Genomic DNA, 13,082 nt, shown 5'->3' with positions numbered 1-13,082 from the left:
CCCGCACGTGCCGCCGCCGCACCTGTCGTCGCCGCACCTGCCGCCGTCACCCGGCCGTCCACCGGCGCCCCAGCCGCCCGCGCCGCCACGTCGTCCCGCCCCGCCACCACCGCGTGACGACGACCCGGACGACGACTTCGGTGGCTCGATCCTGCGCTGAGGAGGGACGACATGGCATTCGGTGTGGACGCCGAGGCGATCATCGCCTGCGGCAAGGCGGTGGACGGCCTCTCGGCCGAGGCGGAGAAGATCAAGGAAGCGGCCCAGGCCGCGATCGTGCCCGAGATCTCGTGGGGACTGCTCGGTCAGGCGCTGACGTACGGCGACTACGTGGAGCTGACCGACGCGTTCCTGGACCACATGGCGAAGATGACCGAGAACCTGGGCAAGCTGGGCGACCGGCTGTCGTTGACCGGCGAGCACTACCGCGACGTGAACCAGGCCGTCGCGGACGCGTTGGACGACATCGGCAGGCAGCTCGGCGACGCGTCGCGGCCGCCGTCGGTCGGATCGGGGGCATGACGTGGCCGGGGAGACGCTCGAAGCGGTCGGCACCGAGCAGGAGGTTCGTGACGACAACTACTGGACCAGCGAGGACGGCGACTTCCTCAAGCCGGTCAGCGAGAGCGGGACGGTCGAGGCGGGAGCCAAGGCGTGGGACGCCCTCGGCGGCCTGACCAGTGGAAATCCGGCCGAGGTGCAGGCGGCCGTCGGCGACATCCAGGCGTTCCTCGGCGAGTTCCCGAGCGCCGCGGAGATCATCGCCGACCCGCTGCACTCGCTGCTCACGTTCGGTCTCGGCTTCCTGGTCGACCTGATCAAGCCGTTGGACGACGCGCTGAAGCTCGTCACCGGCGACGAGGAGCAGCTGAAGCTGGCCGCGCAGCACTTCGAGAAGGTCGCCACCGACCTGAAGGCGCTGTCCGAGAAGTTCGCCGGGACCGTCGAGACCGGGTTGGCGAGCTGGCAGGGCCAGGCGGCCGACGCGAGCCGGGAACGGCTCGGCGAGTTCGCCGTCGGGATCATGGAGACGGGCGGCGAGGCGGAGAGCATCGTCACGCTGCTCACCGGCAGCGCGGCGTTGATGAAGACCGCGTACGACCTGGTCATGGACCTGATCGCGAGCCTCGTCGAGTGGCTGATCATCACGTGGCTGGCCGCGCAGGCGGCGGCCGTGCCCACGCTGGGCGCGTCCGAGGTCGCGGCGGCCGGTGCGACCGCCGTGCAGGTGGGCGTGACGGTCAGCCGGGTGTCGCGGATCGTGCAGCGGGTCACCGCCGTGCTGACGAAGATCGGCCGGGTGTTCAAGGTGCTCACCGGACGGCTCGCCGGGCCGAAGTGGTGGCGGACGACGGCGGAGAAGTTCGCCGGCAAGGACGCCATGCAGACGTTCCTCGGCAAGGACGGCGCCGGGAACATCATCGGGCCGGGTGGTTGGAAGGGTTCCGCGCAGCAGTTCGGCAAGGACGCGCTGGGCAACGCGGGGGCCACGCTGGGCGGCGCGGTGGTGGAGAGCGGCAAGGACGTCTACGACATGGTCACCGACGAGCCGCCGAACGCCGCCGACGTCGACCGCAAGCTCTCCATCTGAAAGGGGACGCCGTGAGCGCCTTCATCTCGCAAGACCCGACGTTCCAGGAGCAGATGCGGACCCCGCCGAGCAAGCGGCGCAAGGTCACCAAGATCAGCGTCATCGTCGGCGCGGTGTTCCTGCTGGTCATCGGCGGGTTGTTCTTCTACGTCTCGCGGACCGGCACCAAGACCGGCGACTGCGCCCAGCCGAAGAGCGTCGCGCGCGGCGGCGTGGAGATGGCCAAGGCCGACTGCGCGTCGCCGAAGGCGTCCTACCGCCAGGCGGCCTACGCGGGCGGCGTGAACGCGGAGTGCCCCGAGGGCGACTACTACCCCGCGCGCACCGGCGGGACGCGGAAGAACAAGCGCGTCTCGTACCAGTGCTTCATGTTGAACGTCCGGGAGGGCGAGTGCCTGAAGCTCACCCCGTTCGGGCGGGCCAGCCTGTACGAGAAGGTGACGTGCGGCGGCGGCGTGCTGAAGGTGGCCGAGGTCGTGTCGGGCAAGGCGGACGCGAAGCAGTGCGCCCAGGGCGCCGAGTCGAGGGTGTACAGCGTGCCGGCGACGACCGTCTGCCTGACCAAGGCCTGAGCCGGGTCACACTGGTCGGGTGAACTCCGAACTCATCGCGGGCATGGCGGCCCTGGTGGCCGCCGACGCCTCGCCCGAGGTGCTCGCGGTGCGCGGCGACGTCGTGGTGGTCCGGGTCGCGGACGTGGTGCTGAAGGCCCACGAGCGCGGCACGGACCTCGCGGTGCTCGCCGCCCGGCTGCGGCTGGCCGCCGACCCCCGCCTGGCCGAACTCCTGCTGACGCCCCGGTCGGCGCCCGCGGTGGTGCTGGGGCGGGTCGTCACGGCGTGGCCGATGGGCACGCCGGTGCCGCAGAGCGAGCCCGAGGACCTGCCGATGGAGGCCGCCGGGCGGATGCTGGCGGCGTTGCACCGGTTCACCGCCTCGGACTTCGCGCCTCCCGTGCCGGTGGCCGGCGCGCGGTCGCGGATGGAGCGCGCGGTGCGCGACCTGACGGTGGACACGCCCGCCGCGGCGCTGGTCCGGCGGGCCTTCGCGACGTTGCCGCGGTTCGCCGACTCCGGGACGACGCTGATCCACGGCGACTGGCACCTGGGGCAGCTGGTGTGGCGGGACGGCTACCGGCTGATCGACGTGGACGACCTGGGTGTGGGCGACCCGGCGTGGGACCTGGCCCGGCCGGCCGCGCTGCACGCGGCGGGGGTGCTCGACGCCGACGCGTGGGGCCGCCTGCTCGGGTCGTACCTGGACGCGGGCGGCGTGGGCGTGCCGCGGGAGGACCCGTGGTCGGTGCTCGACGCGCCGGCGCGCGCGCTGGTCGTCCAGATGGCGGCGCGTGCTCTTTCCGCTGCGGAGCGCGACGGGAACGAGTTGAACGATGCTCAGGAAGCGCTGATCGAGGCGTGTGCCCGGATCGTGTCGACACACGAACCCATTCCGCGCGGCTAATATCGGGCACATCGCGTCAAGAGCAGGAGGCTCACACGATGCAGTGTCCCAAGTGTCATGCGAACATGCGCACCTTCGACCGCATGGGCGTGCACATCGAGCAGTGTGATGGCTGCCGCGGGGTCTTCCTCGACTACGGCGAGCTGGAAGCCATCACTCGCCTCGAGCAGCAGATGGCGACCCCGCCGCCCCCGCCGCCCGCCGCTCCGGCGCCGGCGCAGGTCCACTACGTCCAGCAGCCGGTGCAGCCGGGCTGGGGCGCCGCGCCGGGTTACGGCGGCCACTACGGCCACCGGAAGCACCGCGGTCTGGGTGGGTTGTTCTTCTCGTCCTGATCTTCGGGTCGGTGGCCCCGCGCGCGGTGCGCGGGGCCACCGTTGCCACTGCCGAAAAACAGGGTGATACTCGGTAGTGACCGGAGGAGGGCCGTCATGTCCGTCGCCACCGAGGCCGCGCGCATCCGTGACCTGTTCGACCAGATCGAGGAGATCGAAGAGGTCGCGTCGAGCTTGTCCGAGGACGACGAGCGGCGGCGCAAGCTGCACGGCGTCGTGGCGAAGGCCCTGCGCACCGCGCCTCCCGTGCGGCCCGTGGTGGCCGGCGAGCTGCTGGAGTTGACCGAGAAGACGGTCAAGGCGTGGGCGCGCGAGGGCGTGCTGGCCATCCACAGCCAGGAGCCCCGCATGCTGCTGGACGCCGTGCGGCTGCACGAGGTGCTGCACGTCGTGTCCGACCTGAGGCGCGCCGGGAAGAACCGCGCCCTGCTGGACGAGGTGCACCGCCGGTTGAGCGACTCGGCCCTGCTCGACCGGGACGACCTCGCCACGAGCCTGGAGCAGATGCACCGCGGCGAAGGACGCGTGGTTCGCTGATCAAGGTCGTCGAAACGCCGGTCGCCGCCGGCCAGGCCGCCGGTCTGCGCGGCGCCGCCAGGGTCGCCTACGACCGGTTCCTGGACGAGCTGTCGCACAGCGGCTGCGCCGCGCTCGGGTACCGCGTGACGGGCCCGGAGCCCCTGCCCCGCCTGTGCGTGAAGCACCTCCGCGGCACCGACCGCGTGGTCGTGGCCTTCCCGTCCCCGCGCACGGCGTGGATCATGCTCGTCGGCCCGCACGACGACGACCCCGGCCGCGACCTCTACGAGACCCTGTACGCGCTGGCGGGCGTCCGCCCGAAGCTCACGGAGAAGCGCACCAAGCCGCCGTGCTGCTCGGACGCCACTCCCCCGATCGCCGACGCCGACCTGGTCGACGACCTGGTCGCCCGCGCCCGCTCACTGGCCAAGTCCCGCCGCCGCCTCACCTGACGGCTCACCGCGGTTCTTCCCCCAGGCATGCGAAAGGCCCCCGGAGCGGGAGGCTCCGGGGGCCTTTCAGCCGACTAGCCGACTAGCTGCTTCAGCGGTAGTCGCGACCGAAGTCGTAGTCGTCCAGCGGGACGGCTGCGCCCGTGCCCGTGCCGAAGACGTCCGGCGTGTAGTAGCCGTCGTCGTAGCTCGGGATGGCGTACGCCGCCGCACGCGCTTCCTCGGTCGGCTGCACCTGGATGTTCCGGTACCGGTTGATGCCGGTGCCGGCCGGGATCAGCTTGCCGATGATCACGTTCTCCTTCAGGCCGATGAGCTTGTCCGACCGGCCGTTGATGGCGGCGTCGGTCAGGACCCTCGTCGTCTCCTGGAAGGAGGCCGCCGACAGCCACGAGTCCGTGGCCAGCGACGCCTTCGTGATACCCATCAGCACCGGACGACCGGCGGCGGGCTCGCCGCCCTCGGCCACCACGGCCCGGTTGCCCGACTCGAACTCCGCGCGCTCGACCAGCGAGCCCGGCAGGAACTCGGTCGCACCCGAGTCGATGATCGTCACCCGGCGCAGCATCTGCCGGACGATGACCTCGATGTGCTTGTCGTGGATCGCCACACCCTGGGCCCGGTAGACCTTCTGGACCTCCTGCACCAGGTGCAGCTGGGCCTCGCGGGGACCCATCACGCGCAGCACCTCGTGCGGGTCGGGCGTGCCCTCCAGCAGCTGCTGGCCCACGTGCACGTGGTCGCCGTCCTGCAGCGGACCGGTGGCCGTGTTGGCCAGTCGCTGACGCTTCGACAGCTTCTCGAAGACGATCTCCTCGGACCCGTCGTCCGGGATGAGGGTGATCTTCCAGAACCGGTCGCCGTCCTCGATGCGCACCCGGCCGTCGACGTCCGCGATGGGCGCCTTGCCCTTCGGCACACGAGCCTCGAACAGCTCCTGCACACGGGGCAGACCGGTGGTGATGTCGTCACCGGCCACACCACCCTGGTGGAACGTGCGCATGGTCAGCTGCGTGCCGGGCTCACCGATGGACTGCGCGGCGACGATGCCGACGGCCTCGCCGACGTCGACCAGCTTGCCGGTCGCCATCGAGCGGCCGTAGCAGGACGCGCACACACCGACCGCGGACTCGCAGGTCAGCACCGAGCGGACCTTGACGCGGGTCACGCCGGCCTCGACCAAGGTCGCCAGCGCCGGGTCGCCCAGGTCGTCACCGCGGTTGAGCACGACGTTGCCGCCGGCGTCGGTGATGTCCTCGGCGATGGTCCGCGCGTACACGCTGGTCTGCGCGAACTCGGCCAGCACGACCTTGTCGCCCTGCCGCTCGCCGACCGTCATGTTCACGCCGCGCGTGGTGCCGCAGTCGACCTCGCGGATGATGACGTCCTGCGAGACGTCCACGAGACGACGGGTCAGGTAGCCCGAGTCCGCCGTGCGGAGCGCGGTGTCGGCCAGACCCTTGCGGGCGCCGTGCGTGGCGATGAAGTACTCCAGCACCGACAAGCCCTCGCGGAACGAGTTCTTGATCGGCCGCGGGATGTACTCGCCCTTCGGGTTGGTCACCAGACCACGCATACCCGCGAGCGAGCGGACCTGGGTCATGTTGCCCGCCGCGCCCGACATCACGATCATGCGGATCGAGTTGTCCTCGGGGAAGTTGGCCTCCATGACCTCGGCGACCTCTTCGGTCGCCTTGGTCCACACCTTGACCAGCTCGTTGTTGCGCTCCGTGTGGGAGAGCTGACCGCGCTGGTAGCGCTTCTCGACCGCGTCCGCGAGCTTCTCGTACTCGTCGAGGATGCCCTGCTTGGCCTGCGGCACGAGCACGTCGGAGATCGCGACCGTGACGCCCGACCGGGTGGCCCAGTAGAAACCGGCGTCCTTCAGCTTGTCCAGCGTCCGGGCGACGGTGACCATCGGGTACCGCTCGGCGAGGTCGTTGATGATCATGGCCTGCCGCTTCTTGGGCATGACCTCGTTGATGAACGGGTAGTCCTGCGGCAGGACCTCGTTGAACAGCACGCGCCCGAGGGTGGTGTGGGCCAGCCACGGCTGACCGGGCTCCCAGCCCTCCGGCTCCTGGCCCTTCGGCGGGTTCTTGTCCGTGATCCGGATCTTGACCATCGCCTGGAGGCCCAGCACCTTGCGGTCGAACGCCATCAGCGCCTCGGCCGGGGAGGAGTACGCCTGGCCCTCGCCGAGGTCGTTCTCCTTGTGCCGGGTCAGGTGGTACAGGCCGGTCACCATGTCCAGACGCGGCATGGCCAGCGGCTTGCCCGACGCGGGCGAGAGGATGTTGTTCGACGACAGCATCAGCACGCGCGCCTCGGCCTGCGCCTCGGCGGACAGCGGCAGGTGGACCGCCATCTGGTCACCGTCGAAGTCGGCGTTGAACGCCTCGCAGACCAGCGGGTGCAGCTGGATGGCCTTGCCCTCGACCAGCTGCGGCTCGAAGGCCTGGATGCCCAGCCGGTGCAGCGTGGGCGCGCGGTTCAGCAGCACGGGGTGCTCGGTGATGACCTCTTCGAGCACGTCCCACACGGCGGGGCGCGCGCGCTCCACCATCCGCTTGGCGGACTTGATGTTCTGCGCGTGGTTGAGGTCGACCAGCCGCTTCATGACGAACGGCTTGAACAGCTCCAGCGCCATCTGCTTGGGCAGGCCGCACTGGTGCAGCTTCAGCTGCGGGCCGACCACGATGACCGAACGGCCCGAGTAGTCGACGCGCTTGCCGAGCAGGTTCTGGCGGAACCGGCCCTGCTTGCCCTTCAGCAGGTCGGACAGCGACTTCAGCGGCCGGTTGCCCGGACCCGTCACCGGCCGGCCGCGGCGGCCGTTGTCGAACAGCGCGTCGACGGCCTCCTGCAGCATCCGCTTCTCGTTGTTGACGATGATCTCGGGCGCGCCGAGGTCGATCAGTCGCTTGAGGCGGTTGTTGCGGTTGATGACGCGGCGGTACAGGTCGTTCAGGTCGGACGTGGCGAAGCGGCCACCGTCGAGCTGCACCATCGGGCGCAGGTCCGGCGGGATGACCGGGACGCAGTCCAGCACCATGCCCTGGGGGTTGTTGCGGGTCGCCTGGAAGGCGGCCACGACCTTCAACCGCTTCAGGGCGCGGAGCTTCTTCTGGCCCTTGCCGCTGCGGATCGTCTCGCGCAGCACGTCGGCCTCGGCGTCGACGTCGTAGTCACCCAGGAGCTTCTGGATGGCCTCGGCGCCCATGGCGCCGGTGAAGTAGTCGCCGTAGCGGTCGTACAGCTCGCGGTACAGCATCTCGTCCGCGATCAGCTGCGCGCGCTCGAGCTTGGTGAACGTGGACCAGATCTCGTCGAGCCGGTCCAGCTCGCGCTGGGCGCGGTCGCGGAGCTGGCGCATCTCGCGCTCGCCGCCCTCCTTGACCTTGCGGCGGACGTCGGACTTGGCGCCCTCCGCCTCCAGCTCGGCCAGGTCGGCTTCCAGCTTCTGCGCACGGGCCTCGACGTCCGCGTCACGGCGGTTCTCGACGCGCTTGCGCTCGACCTGCATCTCGTTCTCGAGCGTCGGCAGGTCGTTGTGGCGCAGCTCGGTGTTCACGCCCACGATGACGTAGGCCGCGAAGTAGATGATCTTCTCGAGGTCCTTGGGGGCCAGGTCGAGCAGGTAGCCCAACCGGCTGGGGACGCCCTTGAAGTACCAGATGTGCGTGACGGGCGCGGCCAGTTCGATGTGGCCCATCCGCTCGCGGCGCACCTTGGCGCGGGTCACCTCGACGCCGCAGCGCTCGCAGATGATGCCCTTGAAGCGGACGCGCTTGTACTTGCCGCAGTAGCACTCCCAGTCCCGGGTGGGACCGAAGATCTTCTCGCAGAACAAGCCGTCCTTCTCCGGCTTGAGCGTGCGGTAGTTGATGGTCTCGGGCTTCTTGACCTCGCCGTAGGACCACTGGCGGATGTCGTCCGCGGTCGCGAGACCGATGCGGAGCTCATCGAAGAAGTTGACGTCGAGCACGTCTACTCTCTTCCCCTTTTTGATTTCGGTACTGCGTGGGAGCTGGCGGTTCGGTCACCGGGCGCCTGCCCTGACTGCCAGGGCAGGCGGCCCCGGTGACCGGCGAGGGTCAGTTGACGACGTCGTCCACGGACGGCGACTCGCTCCTCGACAGGTTGATGCCGAGGTTCGCGGCCGCACGCTCGAGGTCTTCGTCGTCGCCGTCGCGCATCTCGATCGCGGCGCCGTCCGAAGACAGCACCTCGACGTTGAGGCACAGCGACTGGAGCTCCTTGAGCAGCACCTTGAAGGACTCCGGGATACCCGGCTCCGGGATGTTCTCGCCCTTGACGATGGCCTCGTAGACCTTCACGCGGCCCAGCACGTCGTCGGACTTGATCGTGAGCAGTTCCTGGAGCGTGTAGGCGGCGCCGTACGCCTGCATCGCCCAGCACTCCATCTCACCGAACCGCTGACCACCGAACTGCGCCTTACCACCCAGCGGCTGCTGCGTGATCATCGAGTACGGGCCGGTCGAACGGGCGTGGATCTTGTCGTCGACCAGGTGCAGCAGCTTCAGGATGTACATGTAGCCGACCGACACCGGGAAGGGGTACGGCTCGCCGCTGCGCCCGTCGAGGAGCACCGCCTTGCCGTTCTCCTTGACCATCCGCTCGCCGTCGCGGTTCGGGATCGTCGAGCCCAGCAGGCCCGTGATCTCGTCCTCGCGCGCGCCGTCGAAGACCGGCGTGGCGGTCTTAGTGCCCGGCTCGACGTCGTACAGCTCCGCCGGCAGGTTCTTCGCCCAGTCCGGGTCGCCGTTGATGCTCCAGCCCTGCTTGGCGATCCACCCGAGGTGGGTCTCCAGCACCTGGCCGATGTTCATACGACGCGGCACGCCGTGCGTGTTCAGCACGATGTCGACCGGGGTGCCGTCCTCGAGGAACGGCATGTCCTCGACCGGCAGGATCTTGCCGATGACGCCCTTGTTGCCGTGGCGGCCGGCGAGCTTGTCGCCGTCCTGGATCTTGCGCTTCTGGGCGACGTAGACGCGGACCAGCTCGTTCACGCCGGGGGGCAGCTCGTCGTCGTCCTCGCGGCTGAACACGCGGATGCCGATGACCTTGCCGTACTCGCCGTGCGGCACCTTCAGCGACGTGTCGCGCACCTCGCGCGCCTTCTCGCCGAAGATCGCGCGGAGCAGGCGCTCCTCCGGGGTCAGCTCGGTCTCGCCCTTGGGCGTGACCTTGCCGACCAGGATGTCGCCGGGCTGGACCTCGGCGCCGATGCGGATGATGCCGCGCTCGTCGAGGTCGGCCAGGACCTCCTCGGAGACGTTCGGGATGTCCCGGGTGATCTCCTCGGCGCCCAGCTTGGTGTCCCGCGCGTCGATCTCGTGCTCCTCGATGTGGATCGAGGTCAGGACGTCGTCCTGCACGAGGCGCTGCGACAGGATGATCGCGTCCTCGTAGTTGTGGCCCTCCCACGGCATGATCGCCACGAGCAGGTTCTTGCCCAGGGCCATCTCGCCGTTCTCGGTGCACGGGCCGTCGGCCAGCACCTGGCCGGTCTGCACCCGGTCGCCCTCGTTCACGATGGGCTTCTGGTTGATGCAGGTGCCCTGGTTCGAGCGGCGGAACTTGTGCAGGCCGTAGGTCTGCCGCGAGCCGTCGTCGGCCATGACCGTGACGTAGTCGGCGGAGATCTCCTCGACCACACCGGTCTTCTTGGCCACCACGACGTCACCGGCGTCGACCGCGGCGCGCAGTTCCATGCCGGTGCCGACCAGCGGGGACTCGCTGCGCAGCAGCGGCACCGCCTGGCGCTGCATGTTCGCGCCCATCAGGGCGCGGTTCGCGTCGTCGTGCTCGAGGAACGGGATCATCGCGGTCGCGGCCGAGACCATCTGGCGCGGCGAGACGTCCATGTAGTCCACGTCGGACGGGTCGATCATCTCGACCTCGCCGCCCTTCTTGCGGACGAGGACCTTCTCTTCGAGGAAGTTGCCTTCCTCATCGATCTTCGCGTTCGCCTGGGCCTTGACGTACCGGTCCTCTTCGTCGGCCGTCAGGTAGTCGACCTGGTCGGTGACCCGGCCGTCGACGACCTTGCGGTACGGCGTCTCGATGAAGCCGAACGGGTTGACCCGCCCGTAGGAGGACAGCGAGCCGATCAGGCCGATGTTCGGGCCTTCCGGCGTCTCGATCGGGCACATGCGGCCGTAGTGCGACGGGTGGACGTCGCGGACCTCCATGCCGGCGCGCTCACGGGACAGACCGCCCGGGCCCAGCGCGGACAGGCGGCGCTTGTGGGTCAGGCCCGCGAGCGGGTTCGTCTGGTCCATGAACTGCGACAGCTGGGACGTGCCGAAGAACTCCTTGATCGCCGCCACGACGGGGCGGATGTTGATCAGGGTCTGCGGCGTGATGGCCTCGACGTCCTGGGTCGTCATGCGCTCGCGGACGACGCGCTCCATGCGGGAGAGGCCGACCCGGATCTGGTTCTGGATCAGCTCGCCGACGGTGCGCAGGCGGCGGTTGCCGAAGTGGTCGATGTCGTCGACCTCGACGGGCACCTCGACGTCGCCGGGCTTCATCGACGTCTCACCGGCGTGCAGGCGGACCAGGTACTCGATCGTCGTGACGATGTCGTCCTCGGTCAGCACGCCCGTGGTGATCGGGGTGCTCAGGCCCAGCTTCTTGTTGACCTTGTACCGGCCGACCTTGGCCAGGTCGTAGCGCTTGTCCTTGAAGAACAGGTTCTCCAGGAGGGCCTGCGCGGACTCCTTCGTCGGCGGCTCGCCCGGGCGCAGCTTGCGGTAGATGTCGAGCAACGCCTCGTCGGTGCCCGCGGTGTGGTCCTTCTCCAGCGTCGTCAGCAGCGTCTCGCTGAACGAGAAGCGCTCGCGGATCTGCTCGGTCGTCCAACCCAGGGCCTTCAGCAGCACGGTCACCGGCTGGCGGCGCTTGCGGTCGATGCGGACACCGACCGTGTCGCGCTTGTCGACGTCGAACTCCAGCCAGGCACCCCGGGACGGGATGATCTTGACGCTGAAGACGTCCTTGTCGGTCGTCTTGTCGATCGCGGTGTCGTAGTAGACACCCGGCGAGCGGACGAGCTGGGAAACCACGACCCGCTCGGTGCCGTTGATGATGAACGTGCCCTTGTCGGTCATCATCGGGAAGTCACCCATGAACACGGTCTGGCTCTTGATCTCGCCAGTGGTGTGGTTGGTGAACTCCGCCGTGACGAACAACGGGGCGGCGTACGTCATGTCCTTGTCCTTGCACTCCTCGGTCGAGGCCTTGACCTCGTCGAAGCGCGGGTCGGAGAAGGAGAGCGACATCGAGCCGGAGAAGTCTTCGATCGGGGAGATCTCGTTCAAGACCTCCTCGAGGCCGCCCGTCGGCGCCTCGTCACCTTCGTCGACGCGGCGCTGGAACCACGCCTCGTCGCCGGTGAGCCATTCGAACGACTGAATCTGCAGGTCGAGCAGGTTGGGCGTCTGAAGCGGTTCGTGGATCTTCGCGAAAGAGACTCGCTTCGGCGCTCCGGGAATCCCCGACGTGGAGTTGGTCGCAGCAGTGGCCTTGGTCGCGCGAGAGATCGCCAAGATGCGTCCTTCCAGGGACAGGTAGCTGGCCAGTCAGCGGAACTGGCACGGCTGTCAAGGGTGCGGCGATGCCCGGCAATCCAGCTCTCGGCGAAGGGCAAACGGAAAGAGGGCAGCGCAAAGGAGCAGTCTAGCCACGCGCGCGGCAACTGTCGAGAGGCACCTGGAAGGACCTTTCTCGTGCTCACCGACAGAGTGACCCCGCCGACGCCCACAGTCAAGATGCCACGCGGCGATCACTCCACTGGCGCAAGCGGCGATAACTCGGAGTTACCGCTGTGACCTGCGAAAATACATGTACGTGAGCATCAGTGAACGTTTGGCGGGTGTTCGCGCCCCGAAGGGAGATGGTGGCGATTCCGTTCGGTCACCCGGCTAGAATTGTGATGCAGATCACGTTGTGCGCGGGCTTAAAGTAGGCGTGCGGTCCTCAGTGGACGCCTGGAGCGGCCTCCGAGGGCCGTCCCGTCAGCACTTGCCGGTCTCGGCCGCCTGGTCGCCGGTCTGGCCGAACATCTCCATGTTGTCGACCTTCCACCGGCCGTCGACCTTCCGCGCGCCGACCCGCATCATCGCGATGCCGCCGCCGGTCTGGTTGTCGGTGGTGCGGGTGGTGACCTGGTCGAGGAACAGCAGCACGGTGGCGCGGTCCCCGTCGAGCGAGGTCACACCGCTGGAGACGGCCTTCACCGTGACCACGAGCTTCTGCTCCGGCGCCAGCTTGCGGACCGGGTCGAAGATCGCGTTGTACTGGCACTGGGCCTTGCCGACCAGCAGCTCGTTCGCGGCCCTCTCGGTGGCCGTGACGTCGGCGAAGTTGTAGGAGAACGCCTTCTCGACCGCCTCGCGGGTCTGCCCGGCGACCTCGGTCGTGCCGGCGCTGTCCACCAGGGCCTCGTTGTAGTCGACCTGGCCCGCTCGGTGCTGGAACCAGTAGCCGAGGCCCGCCAGGAGGGCGGCCAGCACGACCAGCGCGACGGGCAGGGCGAGGCCGGTGCGGAGGCTGGAGGTCTCGTCGCCGTCGGACGCGCGGCGCCGGGTCTTGGCGGCCCGGTCGGCGGTGGCGCGTTCGGACGTGGCGTGGTCGGCGGTGGCGCGCCGCGGCTGGACGTCGTCGAGCACGCTCGGGGCGACGGCCTCGCCG

General features: G+C 69.1%; 10 protein-coding genes. 7 read left to right on the top strand and 3 right to left on the bottom strand.

The window, feature by feature from the left end:
- Window positions 1–171 precede the first annotated feature (171 nt).
- From ACFQ3T_RS28190 to ACFQ3T_RS28160, 7 genes are all read left to right on the top strand, one after another.
- On the top strand, window positions 172–522 hold the full coding sequence (locus ACFQ3T_RS28190) for a hypothetical protein (protein WP_380727656.1): 351 nt from the start codon (window positions 172–174) through the stop codon (window positions 520–522).
- A gap of 1 nt (window position 523) precedes the next feature.
- Entirely contained in the window at window positions 524–1,591 is a 1,068-nt protein-coding gene (locus ACFQ3T_RS28185; RefSeq protein WP_380727654.1) for a WXG100 family type VII secretion target, read from the top strand.
- A gap of 11 nt (window positions 1,592–1,602) precedes the next feature.
- Entirely contained in the window at window positions 1,603–2,163 is a 561-nt protein-coding gene (locus ACFQ3T_RS28180; protein WP_380727652.1) for an LppU/SCO3897 family protein, read from the top strand.
- A 19-nt stretch (window positions 2,164–2,182) separates the two neighbouring features.
- The gene (locus ACFQ3T_RS28175; protein WP_380727650.1) at window positions 2,183–3,052 is read left to right on the top strand and encodes a phosphotransferase; all 870 of its coding nucleotides are present in this window, start codon (window positions 2,183–2,185) and stop codon (window positions 3,050–3,052) included.
- 38 nt (window positions 3,053–3,090) lie between these two features.
- Window positions 3,091–3,387 carry a TFIIB-type zinc ribbon-containing protein gene (locus tag ACFQ3T_RS28170; RefSeq protein ID WP_380727648.1) on the top strand — a complete coding sequence of 99 codons (297 nt, stop codon included), beginning with the start codon at window positions 3,091–3,093 and terminating at the stop codon, window positions 3,385–3,387.
- Window positions 3,388–3,483: 96 nt separating this feature from the next.
- On the top strand, window positions 3,484–3,924 hold the full coding sequence (locus ACFQ3T_RS28165) for a hypothetical protein (RefSeq protein WP_380727646.1): 441 nt from the start codon (window positions 3,484–3,486) through the stop codon (window positions 3,922–3,924).
- Between the two features lie 125 nt (window positions 3,925–4,049).
- A complete protein-coding gene (locus ACFQ3T_RS28160; protein ID WP_380727644.1) occupies window positions 4,050–4,358 on the top strand; it encodes a hypothetical protein in 309 nt (102 codons plus the stop codon).
- Between the two features lie 91 nt (window positions 4,359–4,449).
- On the opposite strand, the gene ACFQ3T_RS28155 is transcribed toward ACFQ3T_RS28160, so the two are convergent.
- The 3 genes from ACFQ3T_RS28155 to ACFQ3T_RS28145 all read right to left on the bottom strand — a co-directional run.
- Window positions 4,450–8,346, bottom strand: a complete 3,897-nt coding sequence (locus ACFQ3T_RS28155) for a DNA-directed RNA polymerase subunit beta' (protein ID WP_380727642.1) — start codon at window positions 8,344–8,346, stop codon at window positions 4,450–4,452.
- Window positions 8,347–8,455: 109 nt separating this feature from the next.
- Window positions 8,456–11,938: a DNA-directed RNA polymerase subunit beta gene (rpoB, locus tag ACFQ3T_RS28150; RefSeq protein ID WP_380727640.1), complete on the bottom strand. Its 3,483-nt coding sequence runs from the start codon at window positions 11,936–11,938 to the stop codon at window positions 8,456–8,458.
- A gap of 468 nt (window positions 11,939–12,406) precedes the next feature.
- The coding region (locus ACFQ3T_RS28145; protein WP_380727638.1) for a hypothetical protein at window positions 12,407–13,082 on the bottom strand (676 nt) is incomplete at its 5' end.

Origin of the sequence: Saccharothrix hoggarensis, assembly GCF_042678885.1 — a bacterium.
Classification (GTDB): domain Bacteria; phylum Actinomycetota; class Actinomycetes; order Mycobacteriales; family Pseudonocardiaceae; genus Actinosynnema; species Actinosynnema hoggarensis.
The sequence above is the reverse complement of the archived record's forward strand: the minus strand, read 5'-3'. Positions and strand labels throughout refer to the sequence as shown.

Excerpts from the sequence above, each read along its gene's own strand:
- ACFQ3T_RS28165 (WP_380727646.1), top strand. The coding sequence starts at position 3,484 with ATGTCCGTCGCCACCGAGGCCGCGCGCATCCGTGACCTGTTCGACCAG.
- ACFQ3T_RS28170 (WP_380727648.1), top strand. The coding sequence starts at position 3,091 with ATGCAGTGTCCCAAGTGTCATGCGAACATGCGCACCTTCGACCGCATG.
- ACFQ3T_RS28190 (WP_380727656.1), top strand. The coding sequence starts at position 172 with ATGGCATTCGGTGTGGACGCCGAGGCGATCATCGCCTGCGGCAAGGCG.